This is a genomic window from Delftia tsuruhatensis NBRC 16741, from assembly GCF_001571325.1.
GTDB classification, from domain to species: domain Bacteria; phylum Pseudomonadota; class Gammaproteobacteria; order Burkholderiales; family Burkholderiaceae_C; genus Comamonas; species Comamonas tsuruhatensis.
On record NZ_BCTO01000015.1, the window covers coordinates 14,662 to 32,146 of the forward strand.

The following is a 17,485-nucleotide window of genomic DNA, read 5'->3' on the forward strand; positions in this document are numbered from 1 at the left end:
AGCCCCGGTCCTCGCTGATCAGCCTGACCTCCTATCAGGCCTCCATGCGGATGATCTGGCGTATGGCCTCGCCACGCGCCAGGCGGTCGAAGCCCTCGTTGATCTGGTCCAGCGTCAGGTGGCCGGTGACCAGGCGGTCCATCGGCAGCCTGCCGGCCGCATGCAGGGCCAGGTAGCGGTCGATGTCGCGGCGCGGCACGCAGCTGCCCATGTAGCAGCCCTTGAGCGTGCGCTCCTCGGCCACCAGGTGCCAGACCGGCAGGCTGATGGCCTGGGCGCTGGAGGGCAGGCCCGCCGTCACCGTCTGGCCGCCGCGCCGCGTGATGCGGTAGGCCATCTCCAGTGCCTTGGCCGAGCCCACCATCTCGAAGGCATGGTCCACGCCGCCGCCCGTCAGCGCCCGCACCTGCTTGACGGCATCCTCGTCGCCGGCGTTGACGGTGTCGGTGGCGCCGAAATCGCGCGCCATGGCCAGCTTGTCCGCATTGAGGTCCACGGCCACCACGCGGGCCGCACCCGCCGCCGCCGCGCCCATCACCGAGGACAGGCCCACGCCGCCCAGCCCCACCACGGCCACGCTCTGGCCGGGGCTCACCCTGGCGGTATTGGCCACCGCGCCCACGCCGGTCATCACGGCGCAGCCGAACAGCGCAGCCAGCTCCAGCGGCACCGACTTGTCGATGCGGTGCACGCCGCGGCGCGAGAGCACGGCATGCTCGGCAAAGGCCGAGACGCCGACGAAGTGCGAGATGGGCTGGCCATTGCGCGACAGCCGCCTGGCGCCCGACAGCAGGGTGCCCGCCACGCCGGCCTGGCCTGCGGGCTCGCACAGCACGGGCCGGCCTTCGGCGCAGGGCTGGCAGTTGCCGCAGCCGGGCACGAAGAGCATGACCACGTGGTCGCCCACCTCCAGGTCGGTCACGCCCTCGCCCAGCGCCTGGATCACGCCTGCGGCCTCATGGCCGAGCACGATGGGCGTGTCGCGCGGACGGTCGCCGTTGATGATGGACAGGTCGGAGTGGCACACGCCTGCGGCGGCCACCTTGACCAGCACCTCGCCGGGGCCGGGCGGCGCCAGGTCCACCTCCCAGATCTCCAGCGGGCGGCTGTCGGCATAGGGCGCGGCTGCGCCCGTTCTCGTGAGTACGGCGGCGCGTGTCTTCATGATGTCTTCACCAGCTTGCAGCTGCTCCTGGACAGCGGGCGGAAGGCCTCGTCACCGGGGATGGTGGAGAGCACCTTGTAGTAGTCCCAGGGATATTTGGATTCCTCAGGCTTCTTGATCTGCACCAGGTACATGTCGTGCACCATGCGGCCGTCCTCGCGCACCTTGCCGTTCTGGGCGAAGAAGTCCTCGATGGGCATCTGCTTGAGCTGGCGCGCCACCGCGTTGCCGTCGTCGCCCCTGGTGGCCTGCACGGCCTTGAGGTAGTTGGTGACGGCCGAGTAGGCGCCCGCATGGATCATGGAGGGCATCTTCTTCATCTTCTCGAAGAAGCGCCGCGACCAGGCGCGCGTGGCCTCGGTGCGGTCCCAGTAAAAGCCCGTGGTCAGCACCATGCCCTGGCCGTAGCGCAGGCCCAGCGCATGCACGTCGTTGATGAACAGCAGGCTGGGCACCAGGGTCTGCCTGGGCGCAATGCCGAACTCGTGCGCGGCCTTGATGGCGTTGACCGTGTCGCTGGTGGCATTGGCCAGGTTGATCACCGAGGCCTTGGAGGCCTGGGCCTGCAGCAGGAAGGACGAGAAATCGCTGGCATTGAGCGGATGGAAGGTGGTGCCCACCAGCTTGCCGCCGCCGTCCTTCAGGAAGTCGGTCACGTTGGCCGTCATGGCCTTGCCGAAGGCGTAGTCCACGCCCAGGATGAACCATTCCTTCTTGCCCTGGGCCAGGATGCCGCGCACCGCGCCGTTGGCCAGCGCATAGCTGTCGTAGGTGTAGTGGATGGCCGTGGGCGCGCAGTGCTCGTTGGTGAGGATGTCGGAGGCGCCGCCGGTGTTGATCACCATCTTGCCGCGCTCGCGCGCCAGGTTGTTGACGGCGATGGCGACGGCCGTGTTGTTGATGTCCACGATCAGGTCCACGCCGTCGCGGTCGAACCAGGTGCGCGCATGGGTGGCGCCCACGTCGGCCTTGTTCTGGTGGTCGGTCCAGACCACCTCGATCTTCCTGCCCAGCACCTGGCCGCCGAAGTCGGCCACGGCCATCTTCGCGGCCTCGACGGAGCCGCGCCCCGCCGTGTCCGCGTACAGGCCCGACATGTCGCTGAGCACGCCGATGCGCACCACGTCGTCCGATATCTGCTGCGCCTGCGCCGCCGCCGTCCACAGCAGGCCGGCGCCCAGCGCGCAGCCGGCAGCGCGCACCTTGGTGAAGCCGCCTCGCATCAAGCCTTTCCGCATATCCGTCTCCTTGTCTCGGGGTTGTTTTTCTGGATACCGGAGGCAAGCCTAAGCAGGCAGGCCCGGCCCGCCTATGCGCGATTGCGAAAGACCGGGTTGCAGCGCTGCGAAGCCGGGTTTGTCCCGGGTACGGGCACGCCGCCGTGCTCAGTCCGCCTGGATGCCGGCCACCTTGACCACCTGGGCCCATTTGCGCAGCTCGCTGCTCAGGCGCTCGCGCATCTGCTGCTGGGTGCCGGGGTCGGCCTCGGCGCCGGCCGTCAGCAGGCGCTCGCGCACGGCGGCATCGCGCAGCGCGGTGTTGAAGTCGGCATTGATGCGCGCCAGCACGGCGGGCGGCGTGCGGGCCGGCGCGAACAGCGCGGCCCAGGAATAGGCCTCGTACTCGGGCAGGCCCGACTCGGCGATGGTGGGCACCTCGGGCAGCATGGCCGAGCGCTGGCGGCTGGCCACGCCCAGCACCTTAATGCGGCCCGACTTGATGTGCTGCAGCGCGCTGGGCGCATCGGCAAACATCAGCTGCACCTGGCCACCCAGCAGGTCGTTCATGGCCGGCGCGCTGCCCTTGTAGGGAATGTGCTGCAGCTTGATGCCCGCATGCATGTTGAACAGCTCGCCGGCCAGGTGCGTGCCGCCGCCATTGCCCGAGGAGCCGAAGCTCAGCCCGTTGCCGGACTTGGCCAGCGCGATCAGCTCGCGCACGTTGCGGGCGGGCACCGAGGGATGGGCCACCAGGAAGACCGGGAACATGGCGGCAAAGCTCACGGGCGCGAAGTCACGCTCTATGTCGTAGGTCATCTTCGGCTGCAGCGCCGGGTTGACCGCATGGTGGATGGAGCCCACGAACAGCGTGTAGCCATCGGCAGGCTCCTTGGCTGCGAGGGCCGCGCCCACCATGCCGCCGGCGCCCGCGCGGTTGTCCACGATGCAGGGCTGCGGCCAGATCTCGCCCAGCTTCTGGGTGAAGGCGCGTGCCGTGGTGTCCACCGGGCCGCCGGGCGGAAAGGGCACGATGAAGCGCACGGGCCGCGTGGGCCAGGCATCGGCCGCAAACGCCGGCCGGACTACAGGCAAGAGGCTGCCGGCCGCCAGCGCGCCACCGGCGGACAGCAGGCGGCGGCGGCGCGAAGAGAAGGAGGAAGTGGCAGAAGGCAGGAAGGAAGACGGGGGCATGGCGAAACTCCGGGCAACGGGCGGCGGCTTGCCGCGCGGCCCATTCTGGGCAAGCCGCCCTGCGCCGTGTTTCGCGAATGTGGAAGGCGCGCTTCCAGGGCTCCCAAGCGGTGGAAACCCTGGGAAGCGGTCCACTCCGATGCAGCCTAGTGGCTGATCATCCAGGGCCGCCGCGAGGGCGCGGACTTCGCGCCGTTGGGCGCCGTCACCGTGGCGCTGCGCCGCCCCGATCCGCAGCAGCCGCAGCCTGCCGGGTGCCTGAGCCGCGCATAGTCATAGTCGCGCGAGCTGGCGGGCTCGTGGCGCGCGCGCTCGTTGGTGGCCATGGCGCGGCGCGTTCCGCCGGCCATCAGCGCCAGCCGGGGCGCGGCGGCCAGCACGCGCGCAGCCGCCGTGCCGCAGCCAGGGCAGGCCGCAGGCTCGTCGCGCAGGCGCAGCGGCCGCAGGGCCTCGAAGCCGCCGCATTGCGCGCATTCGTAGTCGTAGGTGGGCATGGGCGGGCTCCTTGGCGTCAGCGCAGGTCGGGGGACAGGGGCATGTCCACGCTGCCGTCGAACTGGACGACAGGCCCTGCGGCGTTGGGGTTGATGTCGAAGTCGAAGATGCCCGTGGGCAGCCACAGCGTGGCGCAGGAGTTGGGCACGTCCACCACGCCGCTGATATGGCCCTGCACGGGCGCCGTGCCCAGGATGGAATACGCCTGGGCGCCGCTGTAGCCGAACTTCTTCAGGTATTCGATGGCGTTCAGGCAGGCCTGGCGGTAGGCCACGTTGACATCCAGGTAGTGCTGCCTGCCGCTCTCGTCCACCGAGATGCCCTCGAAGATCAGGTAGTCGTCATAGCGCGGCGTGATGGGGCTGGGCTTGAAGATGGGGTTCTTGATGCCGTACTTGGCCATGCCGCCCTTGATGAGTCCGACCTTCATGTGCACCCAGCCGGCCATCTCGATGGCGCCGCAGAAGGTGATCTCGCCATCGCCCTGGCTGAAGTGCAGGTCGCCCACGCTCAGACCGGCGCCGTCCACATAGACGGGGAAGAACACCTTGGCACCGCGCGACAGATCCTTGATGTCGCAGTTGCCGCCATGCTCGCGCGGCGGCACGGTGCGTGCGCCTTCGGCGGCGGCCTTGTCGCGCGCTTCGCCGCGCATCTGGCCCATGTGGGCCGTGCCGGCCGATGGCGGGTTGGCCAGGCCTGGGACACGTTCGGGGTCGGTGGCGATGAGTGCGCGCTCGCGCTCGTTCCACATCTCCAGCATGGGCCGGTCAGGCAGGCAGCCGATGAGGCCGGGATGGATGAGGCCGGGGAAGTTCACGCCTGGTATGTGGCGCGAGCTGGTGAACATGCCCTTGAAGTCCCAGATTGATTTCTGGGCCGAGGGGAAATGGTCGGTCAGGAAGCCGCCGCCATTGTTTTTGGAGAAAAAGCCGTTGAAGCCCCAGAGGCTGTCGGGCTTGGCGCCGATGTCCAGCAGGTCCACCACCAGCAGGTCGCCGGGCTGGGCGCCCTTCACGCCCACGGGGCCGGACAGGTAGTGCACCGTGGTCAGGTCGATGTCGCGCACATCGTCGGCGCTGTCGTTGTTCTTGATGAAGCCGCCGGTCCAGTCGTAGGTCTCCAGGATGAAGTCGTCGCCGGGCTGGACCCAGCAGGCCATGGGAATGTCCGGGTGCCACCGGTTGTGGACCCTTTCGTTGTCGGTGGGCGGGCGGTTCAGGTCCACCTTGATCAGCGTATCCGTCATGTGCAAAAACCTCCTGGGTGGGTGGGGATCGACAGCGGAGAACGGGCCGGGGTGCGGCACGCCATTGCCGGCCTTCCTGTGGCGCCACGCCGTGCCAAAGCGGCGGCGCGCCCTCGGTGCGCCGGCAGGCGGCGCAGGGCGGGTATGAAGAAAAGTCCGGGAATGCATAAACACCATAGCAGCCGTGCCTGCCGGCCCGCCTAGGCAGCAACCCTGGGTTGACAGCCGGGCGCCGGCGCTGGTGAAGCCACCCTTCCAGATTGGCGAATTGAAGCGGCCCCGCGATGCGGGCATGCTGGCGGACAGCCGCTGCCCTGCATGCCGCCGGGCGCAGCGCCAAGAACACAAAGAATGGAAACACCGCCCATGCACCTGAGCGCACAGACCCACTACCAGGCCGAACTCGATGCCGGCCGTTTCTGCATACAGCAGTGCCCGCAATGCACGCGCCATGTCTTCACCCCGCGCGAGCTGTGCCCGCACTGCGGCGCCAGCCCGCTGCGCTGGGTGCGCGCCAGCGGCCAGGGCACGGTCTACTCCACCTCCACCGTCGCACGCAAGAGCGATGCCGGCGGCGACTACAACGTGGCCCTGATCGACCTGGACGAAGGCGTGCGCATGATGGGCCGCGTCGAAGGCATTGCGCCGGCCGACGTGCGCATAGGCCAGCGCGTGAGCGCCCATGTGGCGAGCAAGGACGGACGCGGCCTGGTGCTGTTCCAGCCCGCGCTGCAACCGGCTCCACAGGCTTCCCGTGGAGGTGCAGCATGAACACCCGCATCCCCCAATCCACCCTGGACGCCGCCGCCGTGAACCGCCCGCTGCGCGGGCGCGTGGCCATTGCCGGCGCCGCCACCTATGGCTGCGGCGAGGCACCCGGCATGGACGACATGACCCTGCTGGTGCGCGCCGCCCATGCGGCCGTGGCCGATGCCGGCCTGACCATGCAGGACATCGACGGCCTGGCCACCTGCAGCGTCAACGCCAGCATGTGGACCATGCCCGTGATCGAGCACCTGGGCATCAACCCCACCTACGTGGACGGCACGATGATCGGCGGCAGCAGCTTCATCGCCCACCTGCTGCCCGCCATCCGCGCGCTGGAGGCCGGCCAGTGCAAGGCCGTGCTGGTGTGCTACGGCAGCGCCCAGCGCTCGGCCACCTTCGGCCGCAAGGAAGGCCAGGCGGCGCGGCGTTTCCTGGACCCGCAGCCCTATGAGTTCCCCTACGAGCCCGTGCTGCCCGTGACCGCCTATGCGCTGGCGGCCGCGCGCCACATGCACGAGTTCGGCACCACGCGCGAGCAGCTGGCCGAGGTGGCCGTGGCCGCGCGTGCCTGGGCCCAGCTCAACCCCGAAGCCTTCATGCGCGACCCGCTGACCATCGAGGACGTGCTCTCGGCCCGCCCCATCGCCAGCCCCTTGAGCGTGCGCGACTGCTGCCTGGTGACGGACGGCGCGGGCGCCATCGTGCTGGTACGCGGCGAGCGTGCCCGCGACCTGCCGCGCCCCCCCGTCTACGTGCTGGGCAATGCCACGGCCATCTGGAACCGCCAGATCTCCTGCATGCCCGACCTGACCACCACGGCCGCCGCGCAGTCGGGCGCCCAGGCCTTTGCCATGGCGGGGCTCACCGCTGCCGACATGGACATGGCCCAGGTCTACGACGCCTTCACCATCAACACCCTGCTGTTCCTGGAGGACCTGGGCTTTTGCGCCAAGGGCGAGGGCGGCGCCTTCGTGTCCGGGGGCGGCATCGCGCCCGGCGGGCGGCTGGCCGTCAACACCAACGGCGGCGGCCTGTCCTGCGTGCACCCGGGCATGTACGGCATCTTTGCGCTGATCGAGGCCGTGCGCCAGCTGCGCGGCGAGGCCGGCCAGCGCCAGCTGGGACGCCACCGCACGGCCGTGGTGCACGGCAACGGCGGCACGCTGTCAAGCCAATCCACGGCGGTGCTGGGAACCGCCGAAACCCTCTGAACCGCACAGGAAGCACACCGCAATGATCCGCGACCAAGAAACCCTCGAAGCCCTGCTGGACAGCGTGCGCCGCTTTGTGCGCGAGCGCCTGGTGCCCGCCGAGAACGAAGTGGCCGAGACCGACGAGATTCCCGAGTCCATCGTGCAGGAGATGCGCAACCTGGGCCTGTTCGGCATGACCATCCCCGAGCAGTTCGGCGGGCTGGAGCTGACCATGGAGGAAGAGGTGCGCGTGCTCTTCGAGCTGTGCCAGACCGCGCCGGCCTTCCGCTCGGTGATCGGCACGACCGTGGGCATAGGCTCGCAGGGCATCCTCATCGACGGCACGCCCGAGCAGCAGGCGGCCTGGCTGCCCAAGCTGGCCACGGGCGAGATCATGGCCTCGTTCGCGCTGACCGAGCCCGAGGCGGGCTCGGACGCGGCCTCGCTGCGCACCACCGCCATCAGGGACGGGGACCACTATGTGGTCAACGGCAACAAGCGCTTCATCACCAACGCGCCGCATGCGGGCATGTTCACGCTGATGGCGCGCACCGACCCGGCCAACAAGGGCGCGGGCGGCGTCTCGGCCTTCATCGTGGATGCGAAGTCGCCGGGCATCAGCTTCGGCAAGAACGACGTGAAGATGGGCCAGAAGGGCGCGCACACCTGCGACGTGTTCTTCGACAACGTGCGCGTGCCGGCGGCCAACCTCATCGGCCTGAAGGAAGGCCAGGGCTTCAAGACCGCCATGAAGGTGCTGGACAAGGGCCGCATCCACATCGCGGCCGTGAGCGTGGGCGTGGCGCAGCGCATCCTGCGCGACGCGCTGAACTATGCGCTGGAGCGCAAGCAGTTCGGCCAGCCCATCTGCGAGTTCCAGCTGGTGCAGGCCATGCTGGCCGACAGCCAGGCCGAGCTGTATGCGGCCGAGTGCATGGTGATCGACGCAGCGCGCCGCCGCGACGAAGGCCGCAACGTCTCCACCGAGGCCTCGTGCTGCAAGATGTTCGCGACCGAGATGGTGGGCCGCGTGGCCGACCGCGCCGTGCAGATCCTGGGCGGCTCGGGCTACCTGGCCGAGTTCGGTATCGAGCGCTTCTACCGCGACGTGCGGCTGTTCCGCCTGTACGAAGGCACGACCCAGATCCAGCAGGTCATCATCGCGCGCAACATGGTGCGCGAGGCGCGCGCCGCATGAGCCACATGAGCCGTATGAGTGCACCGCCCCCCGACCGCAATGCCTTCATGCGGCTGATCGGCGCCTCGCAGGTGCCCGCGCCGCCCGGCAAGGTCCATGTGCGCCTGCCCCACATGCGCGAGGAACTGCTCAACCAGCTGCCGGCCGCGCACGGCGGCGTGCTCATGACGCTGCTGGACTCCGTGATGTCGCGCGCCGCCGGCGAGCTGCCCGGTGCGCCATCGCAGACCGCCGTGACGGTGGAGATGAGCAGCCGCTTCCACCGCCCGGGCAAGGGCGCGCTGCTGGCCGAAGGCTGGGTGGTGCACGCCAGCCGCAGCCTGTGCAGCTGCGCGGCGCAGTTGCTTGATGAAGACGGAAAGCTGGTGGCCACGGCCACCGGCACATTCAAGTACTGGCTGGCACCGACCACGCTGGACCGGGGCACGGCCCAGGCCGACTGAACGGGCGGCGGTCGGCGGGCAGCCGTCGGTGGGCCCCTACTCCAGCGTGAGCCGGCCCTGTGCGTCGGCCACCAGCAGCTCCACCAGCTCCTGGGCGAAGGACGGCAGGGCCTCCAGGCTGCGCACGCAGATCTGCATCTCGCGCACCGACCAGGCATCGGACAGCGGCACGATGGCGATGTCCATGGAATGCGCATGGCGGCTGGCGGCCGATTCGGGCAGCACGCCCACGCCCACGCCGGACTCGATCATGCGGCAGGCCGTCTCGAAGTTGCCCACCTGGATGCGCTGCTTGATGGGCCGGTGCAGCTGGTCGCTGGCCTGGCGCAGGAAGGCGTGGATGGCGCTGGATTCGTGCAGGCCCACATGGTCAAGGTCCAGCGTGTCGGCAAAGGCCATCTGCATCTCGCCATCAAGCGCATGGCCGCGCGGCACGACCAGCACCAGGCGGTCGCGGCGGTAGGGCAGGGTCTCCAGGTTCTCGGTGCGCACCAGGCCGGCGACGATGCCGATATCGGTCTGCCCCTCGGTCACGGCACGCACGATGTCGTGCGACAGGCGCTCGCGCAGGTCGATGTTCACGTCGGGATTGCGGCGCAGGTAGTGGCGCAGCACGGGCGGCAGGAACTCGCCCAGCGAGGTGGTGTTGGCAAACACCCGCACATGGCCCTTGATGCCGCGCACGTACTCCTGCATGTCGCCGCGCAGGTGCTCGATCTGGCCCAGCACCATGCGCGCATGGGTGACGAAGGCCTGGCCCGGCGGCGTCAGCGTCACGCCCTGGCTGGTGCGGTACAGCAGCTTGGTGCCGATGCTCTCTTCCAGGTTCTTGATGCGCGTGCTGGCCGCCGGCAGGGAGATGAAGGAAAGTTCCGCGCCACGCGTCATGCTGTTGGCGTCGGCGATGTGCACCATGAGGCGCAGATCCACAAGATCGAAATGCATGGCCATCCGGCATTGTAGAAAGCCGCAGCGGCCCCGGCTGAGCCCTGCGCGTCAGTACAAACCGCAGTGCCGGCCGGGCGCGAACGCGCGCTTTCACAAATGCGAAGCCACGGCGGGCCGCCGCGCCGTAGCATGGCCCATCTGCCCGGGATAGCCGCCTCAGCCCATGAACCACACAGCAACCCCCTCCCCCAGCCCCATCAACAACGCGGCCACCCAGACCGCAGGAGCGCTGGGCCATCTGCGCGTGCTCGACCTCTCGCGCGTGCTGGCCGGCCCCTGGTGCACCCAGAACCTGGCCGACATGGGGGCCGACGTGATCAAGATCGAAAAACCCGGCGAGGGCGACGACACGCGCCACTGGGGCCCGCCCTTCTTTCCCGATGCGCAAGGCAATCCCTCGGACAACGCCGTGTACTTCGCGGCCTGCAACCGCAACAAGCGATCGGTCACCGTGGACATGGCCACGGCCGAGGGCCAGCGGCTGATCCGCGAGCTGGCCATGCAAAGCGACGTGGTGGTGGAGAACTTCAAGACCGGAGGCCTCAAGCGCTACGGCCTGGACTACGCCTCGCTGAGCGCGCTGAACCCGCGCCTCATCTATTGCTCGGTCACGGGCTTCGGCCAGACCGGGCCCTATGCGCCGCGCGCCGGCTACGACCTGCTGGTGCAGGCCATGAGCGGTCTCATGAGCATCACGGGCCGCGCCGACAGCGAGCCCGGCGGCGGCCCGCTGCGCGTGGGCGTGGCCGTGATCGACCTGTTCACGGGCATGTATGCCACCACGGCCATCCTGGGCGCACTGGAGGCCCGCCACCGCACGGGACGCGGCCAGCACATCGACATGGCCCTGCTGGACGTGGCCATGGCCGTGCTGGCCAACCAGGGCGCGGGCTTCCTGAACACCGGCCATGTGCCGGGCCGCCAGGGCAACACCCACCCCAGCGTCGTGCCCTACCAGGACTTCCCCACGGCCGACGGCCGCATGCTGCTGGCCATCGGCAACGACGGCCAGTTCGCGCGCTTTTGCGAGGCGGCCGGCACGGACTGGGCGAGCGACGAGCGCTTTGCCACCAATGCCGGCCGCGTCATCCACCGCGACGCGCTGATCCCGCTGATGGCCGATCTCACGCGCGGCCGGCCCACGGCCGAATGGATCGCGCTGCTGGAGGACAAGGCCGTGCCCTGCGGCCCCATCAACCACATCGGCCAGGCCTTCGACGATGCGCAGGTGCGTGCACGCGGCCTGCGCGTGGAGCAGGAACGCTACCCGGGCGCCACGCCGCCTGCCGGCGAGACCATCAACCGCGTGGTGACCACGGCCAGCCCGCTGCGCCTGTCGGACACGCCCACCACGCTGCGCCATGCGCCGCCGGCCCTGGGCCAGCACACGGACGAGGTGCTGCGCCAGCGCCTGGGCCTGGATGCACAGCAGCTGCAGGCCTTGCGCGACCAGGGCGTGGTCTGAACGACCAGGCACCTGGCACACGCTGTCACGCGGCTGTCCTGACGTCCTGAAGGCTGGGGGCCGGCCCGTCGCACCGGCGCACATGACGGCACAAATGACGGAGCGAAAGCCGGTGCGAAGACGGTGCGGACGGCCGTGTCGCGCGCCCGCAAACCGCTTTTAGGACACGTCCTATCGAAAATCAGATAGGAAGCATTCTCATCATCTGGCGGTGCGGAAATAATCCCCACCACAGATGCACATAGCCAATTCTTTCCTGTCCGAAATCCCTAGGACACCCATCCGCAGCACCTGGGCGCAGAAGGCGGCAGCCGCCGCCAAGCACCGGGCCGCAGCTGGCGTCCGGGCGCCAAAAGGTGTAGGCGGACGGCTCGGCATCTTCCGCATCCACCGCCCCTGCCCTGCATCAGGCCAGCGCATGGCCAGCCGCAGTCCTGCCGCCCTGGAAGGGCCTGCGCCATGAGACCCCGCATCAAGGGCCGCATCTGCCGGACCTCGGGCTGGTTCCCCCCCTGAGCGCACGCGCCGGCCCTCGTCATTGCCTTCGTTGATCCCTTTCCACCTTGCTCTGCACCGCAGGCCAGGTGTGCCCTGCTGCACGCCTTTTTTTGCTCCCTTGCCGTTCAAGGGATACGACTTCAGAACTTCGCCATGCAAGCCTTTCGCAACCTCAAGATCTCCTCCAAGCTGCTGCTGGCCTTCCTGGCCGTGCTGGCGCTGACCACCTTCGTGGGCCTGTATGCCGTGATGCGGCTCAGCCAGATCAACCAGGCGTCCGTCGACATCGCCACACGCTGGATGCCCTCGTCGCGCATGCTGCTCACCATCCGCGCCACCACGGCGCGCTACCGCGCCAACGAGCTTCAGTACCTGATCTCCACCAGCGACCAGGATATCAAGGCCTTCGACGCCATCATGAGCGACCTGTGGAGCAAGATCCAGACGAACTACGACAACTACGCCAGCTTCATCCAAACCGAGCAGGAAAGGGCGTCCTACGACGAGCTGGGCCGGCTGCGCAGCGCATATGCCAGGGAGCACGCCATGATCATGACCCTGGCACGCAACGGCCGAAAGGACGAAGCCTTGGTGCTGGCGCAGGGTGAATCGCTGGAGCTGAGCCGGCGCCTGTACGACCAGATCGACCGCATGGTGCAGATCGACCACGATGCCGGCCAGGAGGCCAACAGGCACGCCAATGATCTGTACCGCAGCGCGCGCGCCTGGGTGGTGGGGCTGCTGGCCGCCAGCATCGCGCTGGGACTGGCGCTGGCGCTGGCGCTGGCGCGCATCGTGGCGCGGCCGCTGATCGAGGCCGTGGGCGTGGCCCAGGCCGTGGCCGAAGGCGACCTGACGCGCCGCATCCAGGCCACTACCACCGACGAAACAGGCCAGCTGCTGCACGCGCTGCACCGCATGGACCAGAGCCTCATCCACATCGTCAGGCAGGTGCGCAACGGCACGGACTCGATCGCCACGGCCTCCAGCCAGATCGCCTCGGGCAACAACGACCTGTCGCTGCGCACCGAGCACCAGGCCAGCTCTTTGCAGGAGACGGCCGCCTCCATGGAGCAGCTCACCGTTACCGTGCGCCAGAACACCGACAACGCGCGCCAGGCCAACCAGCTGGCAGCCTCGGCCTCGACCGTCGCCCAGCAAGGCGGCGAGGTGGTGTCCCAGGTTGTGGACACCATGGACGCCATCCATGCCTCCTCGCGCAAGATCGCCGACATCATCGGCGTGATCGACGCCATCGCCTTCCAGACCAACATCCTCGCGCTCAACGCCGCCGTCGAGGCGGCGCGCGCGGGCGAGCAGGGCCGGGGCTTTGCCGTGGTGGCGGCCGAGGTGCGCGCACTGGCGCGGCGCTGCGCCGATGCAGCCAAGGAGATCAAGCTCCTCATCGAGGACTCCAACGGCAAGGTCAGCACCGGATCGGCCCTGGTGGCGCAGGCCGGCCAGACCATGCAGAACATCGTCAGCAGCGTGCGCAACGTGACCGACATCATGGGAGAGATCACCGCTGCCAGCGTGGAGCAGACGGCGGGCCTGGAGCAGATCAACCAGGCCATCTCCCAGATGGACCAGGTCACCCAGCAGAACGCGGCCCTGGTCGAGCAAGCCGCCGCAGCAGCACAGTCCCTGCAGGAACAGGCCTACGGCCTGCAGCAGGCCGTGAGCGTCTTCAAGCTGGAGCGCGGCATGGAACTCACCGCCCTGCCCGCCACCCCTCAGCCCATGCCGGCTCCAGGCCCGGCCAGGATCACCAGCGCAGCCCAGTCAGGCCGCTGGGAAGCGCATTGATCAGAACGAATGGGCCATGCCCACGCCGAAGGCCGTGCGCGAGCTCTGGTTCTCGTAGCGCTGGTGTCCCAGGCTGGTGTAGAGCATGGTGCGCTTGGACAGCGCGTACTCGGCGCCCAGCGACAGCATGTTGTTGGTGTCTCGGTCCAGGCGCTGGCGCGCATAGCTGGCCTTGAGCGTGGTCGCGCCCATGCCGTAGGTGGCGCCCAGCGACACCATGCGCGACTTGTCGGGCCCCGTGCCGGGCGTGCCCGACTTGCTGCGGTCATAGGCCAGCATCACCGCTGCCGTGCCGATGCGGTACTTGCCGCCCATGTACAGGTCGGTGTCGCCGCTGCCGTTGCGCTCGTGCGCCACCATGGCCGCCACCGCGCCCTGGTCGTAGTTGACCGATACCGAGCGCGCACGGCCCTGGCGGCCGGGCGCCTGGGTGCGTTCGGGCGAGGCGCTCAGGTGCAGGGAAAAGCCGCCGAACTTGGGCGAGTCGTAGAACACGCCGTTGGACATGCGGCCGTATTCGGGCGAGCCGTTGTTGCTGGCGCGGTCGGTGGGCGTCAGGTAGTGGGCCATGTGCCAGGCCGGCGAGGCGATGCGGTTGAAGTTGCCCCAGGGATCGAACTGCCATTCCTGGCTCCACATGGCGCTGAGCGCGCGGCCCAGGCGCAGGTGGCCCCAGTTGCCCTGCAGGCCCACGGTGGACTCGTCATGCCAGAAGGGCTTCTTCGGATAGTCCTCGGTCAGGCCCGTGTCCAGGTCGAAGCGCGTGCTCAGGCGGAAGGTGGCCTTCAGGCCGCCGCCCAGGTCTTCGAAGCCGGCAATGGCCAGGTTGCTGCGCTGAATCGTTCCCAGCTTGCTGGTCTTGTCGAAATCCCGGAACACACCCGCGTCCAGATAGCCACTGATGGTGACGTTGGAGCCGGCGCCAGATGACTGGGCGGCCACCGGCAGGGCGGCAGCGATGGCGAGAGAGGCAAGGGTCAAGCGGGAGGTACAACGCATCCTGAACGGGTTCCTGAAATGAAAGATGGCACAACACCGGCGCGGCCCGGGGGCATGCGCGAACGGCGACGGGGGCTGCCACAACCGGGGTGGCTGGAAAGGTGCGCGGCGGGCTGGTGGCCAGCCGCGACTTGAAGGCAGCCAGGATGCAGATCGCAGCATGATCGCTGCACATTCGTCAAACATCCCGGCCAAAGACGTCAACCGCGCAGGTGGCGGGCAACAGGCGGCATTATGAAAGCAGGGGCCGGCGATGACCACGCCACCGTCAGGCCCGGTCAGTTTCGCAAGGCCGGTCTCAGCGGCTGCGCTCGGTGCGCGACACGTCCCAGAGCCGGTTCATCTCGCTGCAAAAGGGCTGGGCACAGGGAGCGCGGCCCTCGTACTGGCAGCCTTCGGTGGTACAGAAATGCGACTGGTGCTCGAAGGCCCGGCGCTCGCGCGGCAGGGCGCCCGAAGCCTGGGCCGCCGCCATGTGCAGCCAGGGATCGTTGCGCTGCTGCAGCATCTGCTGCACCTCCTGCGCGAACGCGGGCGACAGCGACGCCACCGAGGCCAGCCCGGCCGGCGATGCCATGGCGCCACCGGGCTGGCGCAGCGGCTGCAGCTCCAGCAGCAGCAGGGCGCTGGTGCGCAGCGCATCGGCGCCACGCGGCTGCACCACCACGGCCACCGGCCCCGAGGCCAGCGATTGCAGCGATGCATCCAGCGGCAGGCGCAGGCCCGGCTCCGTGGCCTGCGCGCCCGCCAAGGGCAGCGCAGCGCCCGCAGGCAGGGCCGCCGCCGTGAAAGGGGCCGCACCCGGCGCGCAAGCCGATGCGGCCGCCAGCGCCATGGCCGCGCCCTGCGCCTGGGCCCAGGCCTGGGGCACCTGCAGGCTCAGCGTGAAGCCGCGCTCGCCCTGCGGCGTCAGCAACGTGCCCTGCTGCACCCACCAGCTTTGCAGGGCGGGCAGGGTCTGTGTGGCCCCCCCGGCAGCGCCGCCTGCAATGCCCCCTGCTGGGCGCGCCCCGGCCTGCGGCGCCAGCCCGGATCCGGCCAGCAGCGCATCCATCACCTTGCCCTTGGCAGCCGCCACGGCCAGCGTCACTGCGGCAGCGGCGGGCGGCATGGAGGCCGCAGGCGTTGTCGATGCAGACGGGATGGGCGGTCCGGCCTGGGCCGATGGAGCGCTCCGGGGATCCTGCCCGCCAGGCGCCGTCGTGCCTGCCGCCAGCGCCTGGAGCAATGCCGCCGAGCCCGGCTGGGCCGCCAGCAATTGCAGGGCCTGGCCCTGCTGGGTGCCCACCTGGGCCAGCAGGGCCTGCAACAGCCGGCCCAGCGCCTCGGACACGCCGCTGGCCGGCCACTGCGGCGCAGGCGCGCCGGGGCTGGCCTGCACCTGGCGCGCCAGCTGGGCCACCAATTGCTCGAAGGCCTGCAGGCGCAGGCTTTGCAGCATCTCGGGCGACCAGCGCACGGCCGTGGCCGCTGGCGGCGTGACGGGAACGGAGGGTGAGGCGGATGACGCGGGTGAAGCCGGCGCCACCGGCGCACCAGCGGCCGGGCCGGGCACAGGCGCCGCCACGGGCTGCGGCAGCCCTGCGGCTGGGGACGGAACGGGCGGCAGCGGCGAACTCATGTCAGAGGCTCCGCCCGCGCGATCAGGCCGATTCCGGGTAGAACAGGCGGCGCGTGGGCGTGCTGCCCACGGCCTTGGCGATGGCGCCGATGTGGTCCGGCGTGGTGCCGCAGCAGCCGCCCACGATGTTGACCAGGCCTTCGGCCGCGAACTCATGCACCAGGCGGCTGGTGACTTCGGGCGTTTCGTCAAAGCCCGTGTCGCTCATGGGATTGGGCAGGCCGGCGTTGGGGTAGCAGCTGATGAAGGTCTCGGGCGCGGCCTTGTTCAGTTCCTGGACGTAGGGGCGCATCAGCGCCGCGCCCAGCGCGCAGTTCAGGCCGATGGACAGCGGGTTGGCATGGCGCACGCTGTGCCAGAAGGCCGTCACCGTCTGCCCGGACAGGATGCGGCCCGAGGCATCGGTCACCGTGCCGCTGATCATGATGGGCAGGCATTCGCCGCTTTGCTCGAAGGCCTCGTCCACCGCGAACAGCGCGGCCTTGGCGTTGAGCGTGTCGAAGATGGTCTCGACCAGGATGACGTCGGCGCCGCCCTCGATCAGCGCCAGCGTCTGCTCCAGGTAGGCCTGGCGCAGCTGCTCGAAATTCACGTTGCGCGCGCCCGGATCGTTCACGTCGGGGCTGATGCTGGCCGTCTTGGGCGTGGGACCCAGGGCGCCGGCCACGTAGCGCGGATGGCCGGGCGTGCTGTACTTGTCGCAGGCCGCGCGGGCCAGCCGGGCGCTCTCGAGATTCATCTCGCGCGCCAGATCGGCCATGTGGTAGTCGTCCTGCGCAATCGTGGTCGCGCCGAAGGTGTTGGTCTCGATCAGGTCGGCGCCGGCGGCCAGGTACTTCTCATGGATGTCGCGGATCACGTCGGGGCGGGTGAGCGACAGCAGCTCGTTGTTGCCCTTGACGTCATGCGGGAAGTCCTTGAAGCGGTCGCCCACGCTGCCCGGGCCCGTGTAGCCCTGGCCCCGGTACTGGGCCTCTCCCAGCTTGAAGCGCTGGATCATGGTGCCCATGGCGCCGTCAAGAATGACGAGGCGCTTGGCAAGGATGGCGGGAAGCTCTTTGGCGCGGGTGTACTGGGGCAGGCTCATGGGCAGCGATTGTAGGAATTCCGGGGCGGCCGTGCCGGGCACGAGGATTCCCCCAGAAAAACGGCCTGCGCCCCAAACAAAAGGCGCGACCTATGAAACTAGCGCGCCCCCACGCCAGAGACACCGAGGAAGGGCCTAT

15 protein-coding genes are annotated in these 17,485 nt (G+C 69.3%); 6 read left to right on the top strand and 9 right to left on the bottom strand.

The genetic code is table 11. The features are described from left to right. Positions 1-34: 34 nt before the first annotated feature. The 5 genes from DTS01S_RS07215 to fmdA all read right to left on the bottom strand — a co-directional run bounded on the left by DTS01S_RS07215 (position 35) and on the right by fmdA (position 5,320). Positions 35-1,165, bottom strand: a complete 1,131-nt coding sequence (locus DTS01S_RS07215) for a zinc-dependent alcohol dehydrogenase family protein (protein ID WP_017406644.1) — start codon at positions 1,163-1,165, stop codon at positions 35-37. After that, on the bottom strand, positions 1,162-2,403 hold the full coding sequence (locus DTS01S_RS07220; RefSeq protein WP_061287498.1) for an ABC transporter substrate-binding protein: 1,242 nt from the start codon (positions 2,401-2,403) through the stop codon (positions 1,162-1,164). Before DTS01S_RS07220 ends, DTS01S_RS07215 begins: the two co-directional genes overlap by 4 nt. Positions 2,404-2,550: 147 nt before the next feature. Continuing rightward, positions 2,551-3,576: a tripartite tricarboxylate transporter substrate binding protein gene (locus DTS01S_RS07225; RefSeq protein ID WP_017406646.1), complete on the bottom strand. Its 1,026-nt coding sequence runs from the start codon at positions 3,574-3,576 to the stop codon at positions 2,551-2,553. 146 nt (positions 3,577-3,722) lie between these two features. Beyond that, the gene (locus DTS01S_RS07230; protein WP_017406647.1) at positions 3,723-4,070 is read right to left on the bottom strand and encodes an FmdB family zinc ribbon protein; all 348 of its coding nucleotides are present in this window, start codon (positions 4,068-4,070) and stop codon (positions 3,723-3,725) included. Positions 4,071-4,087: 17 nt separating this feature from the next. Continuing rightward, complete coding sequence (fmdA, locus tag DTS01S_RS07235; RefSeq protein WP_046241120.1) at positions 4,088-5,320, bottom strand: formamidase; 1,233 nt, start codon at positions 5,318-5,320, stop codon at positions 4,088-4,090. Positions 5,321-5,686: 366 nt separating this feature from the next. On the opposite strand from fmdA, the gene DTS01S_RS07240 reads away from it, so the two are divergent. Genes DTS01S_RS07240 through DTS01S_RS07255 form a run of 4 tightly spaced genes read left to right on the top strand, consistent with a single transcriptional unit; the run spans position 5,687 to position 8,922 of the window. After that, positions 5,687-6,091 (top strand): Zn-ribbon domain-containing OB-fold protein, encoded by a 405-nt coding sequence (locus tag DTS01S_RS07240; protein WP_026062701.1) that lies wholly within the window; start codon positions 5,687-5,689, stop codon positions 6,089-6,091. Next, positions 6,088-7,299: a thiolase gene (locus DTS01S_RS07245; RefSeq protein ID WP_017406617.1), complete on the top strand. Its 1,212-nt coding sequence runs from the start codon at positions 6,088-6,090 to the stop codon at positions 7,297-7,299. The genes DTS01S_RS07240 and DTS01S_RS07245 overlap by 4 nt, the downstream gene beginning before the upstream one ends. A 22-nt stretch (positions 7,300-7,321) precedes the next feature. Further along, positions 7,322-8,479: an acyl-CoA dehydrogenase family protein gene (locus tag DTS01S_RS07250; protein ID WP_013800068.1), complete on the top strand. Its 1,158-nt coding sequence runs from the start codon at positions 7,322-7,324 to the stop codon at positions 8,477-8,479. A gap of 14 nt (positions 8,480-8,493) precedes the next feature. Next, positions 8,494-8,922, top strand: coding sequence for a PaaI family thioesterase (locus DTS01S_RS07255; RefSeq protein WP_017406618.1), 429 nt, complete (start codon positions 8,494-8,496; stop codon positions 8,920-8,922). Positions 8,923-8,958: 36 nt separating this feature from the next. On the opposite strand, the gene DTS01S_RS07260 is transcribed toward DTS01S_RS07255, so the two are convergent. Further along, positions 8,959-9,873 carry a LysR family transcriptional regulator gene (locus DTS01S_RS07260; RefSeq protein ID WP_012202113.1) on the bottom strand — a complete coding sequence of 305 codons (915 nt, stop codon included), beginning with the start codon at positions 9,871-9,873 and terminating at the stop codon, positions 8,959-8,961. 160 nt (positions 9,874-10,033) lie between these two features. On the opposite strand from DTS01S_RS07260, the gene DTS01S_RS07265 reads away from it, so the two are divergent. Both DTS01S_RS07265 and DTS01S_RS07270 read left to right on the top strand, forming a co-directional pair. Further along, a complete protein-coding gene (locus DTS01S_RS07265) occupies positions 10,034-11,335 on the top strand; it encodes a CaiB/BaiF CoA transferase family protein (protein ID WP_017406619.1) in 1,302 nt (433 codons plus the stop codon). Between the two features lie 651 nt (positions 11,336-11,986). Next, positions 11,987-13,639 (top strand): methyl-accepting chemotaxis protein, encoded by a 1,653-nt coding sequence (locus DTS01S_RS07270; protein ID WP_016452206.1) that lies wholly within the window; start codon positions 11,987-11,989, stop codon positions 13,637-13,639. Here the strand turns inward: DTS01S_RS07270 and DTS01S_RS07275 are convergent, their stop codons facing one another. The 3 genes from DTS01S_RS07275 to DTS01S_RS07285 all read right to left on the bottom strand — a co-directional run bounded on the left by DTS01S_RS07275 (position 13,640) and on the right by DTS01S_RS07285 (position 17,346). Continuing rightward, positions 13,640-14,638, bottom strand: coding sequence for a porin (locus DTS01S_RS07275; RefSeq protein ID WP_026062702.1), 999 nt, complete (start codon positions 14,636-14,638; stop codon positions 13,640-13,642). Positions 14,639-14,936: 298 nt separating this feature from the next. Next, positions 14,937-16,259, bottom strand: coding sequence for a hypothetical protein (locus tag DTS01S_RS07280; RefSeq protein ID WP_016452208.1), 1,323 nt, complete (start codon positions 16,257-16,259; stop codon positions 14,937-14,939). A 22-nt stretch (positions 16,260-16,281) separates the two neighbouring features. After that, complete coding sequence (locus DTS01S_RS07285; RefSeq protein WP_017406622.1) at positions 16,282-17,346, bottom strand: homocysteine S-methyltransferase family protein; 1,065 nt, start codon at positions 17,344-17,346, stop codon at positions 16,282-16,284. Between the last annotated feature and the right edge of the window lie 139 nt (positions 17,347-17,485).

Bases quoted from the DNA above. Each gene is read 5' to 3' on its own strand.
- DTS01S_RS07275 (WP_026062702.1), bottom strand. From the start codon at position 14,638: ATGCGTTGTACCTCCCGCTTGACCCTTGCCTCTCTCGCCATCGCTGCC.
- DTS01S_RS07230 (WP_017406647.1), bottom strand. From the start codon at position 4,070: ATGCCCACCTACGACTACGAATGCGCGCAATGCGGCGGCTTCGAGGCC.
- DTS01S_RS07255 (WP_017406618.1), top strand. From the start codon at position 8,494: ATGAGTGCACCGCCCCCCGACCGCAATGCCTTCATGCGGCTGATCGGC.
- DTS01S_RS07225 (WP_017406646.1), bottom strand. From the start codon at position 3,576: ATGCCCCCGTCTTCCTTCCTGCCTTCTGCCACTTCCTCCTTCTCTTCG.
- DTS01S_RS07245 (WP_017406617.1), top strand. From the start codon at position 6,088: ATGAACACCCGCATCCCCCAATCCACCCTGGACGCCGCCGCCGTGAAC.
- DTS01S_RS07220 (WP_061287498.1), bottom strand. From the start codon at position 2,403: ATGCGGAAAGGCTTGATGCGAGGCGGCTTCACCAAGGTGCGCGCTGCC.
- DTS01S_RS07215 (WP_017406644.1), bottom strand. From the start codon at position 1,165: ATGAAGACACGCGCCGCCGTACTCACGAGAACGGGCGCAGCCGCGCCC.
- DTS01S_RS07265 (WP_017406619.1), top strand. From the start codon at position 10,034: ATGAACCACACAGCAACCCCCTCCCCCAGCCCCATCAACAACGCGGCC.
- DTS01S_RS07240 (WP_026062701.1), top strand. From the start codon at position 5,687: ATGCACCTGAGCGCACAGACCCACTACCAGGCCGAACTCGATGCCGGC.
- fmdA (WP_046241120.1), bottom strand. From the start codon at position 5,320: ATGACGGATACGCTGATCAAGGTGGACCTGAACCGCCCGCCCACCGAC.
- DTS01S_RS07250 (WP_013800068.1), top strand. From the start codon at position 7,322: ATGATCCGCGACCAAGAAACCCTCGAAGCCCTGCTGGACAGCGTGCGC.
- DTS01S_RS07285 (WP_017406622.1), bottom strand. From the start codon at position 17,346: ATGAGCCTGCCCCAGTACACCCGCGCCAAAGAGCTTCCCGCCATCCTT.
- DTS01S_RS07260 (WP_012202113.1), bottom strand. From the start codon at position 9,873: ATGGCCATGCATTTCGATCTTGTGGATCTGCGCCTCATGGTGCACATC.
- DTS01S_RS07270 (WP_016452206.1), top strand. From the start codon at position 11,987: ATGCAAGCCTTTCGCAACCTCAAGATCTCCTCCAAGCTGCTGCTGGCC.
- DTS01S_RS07280 (WP_016452208.1), bottom strand. From the start codon at position 16,259: ATGAGTTCGCCGCTGCCGCCCGTTCCGTCCCCAGCCGCAGGGCTGCCG.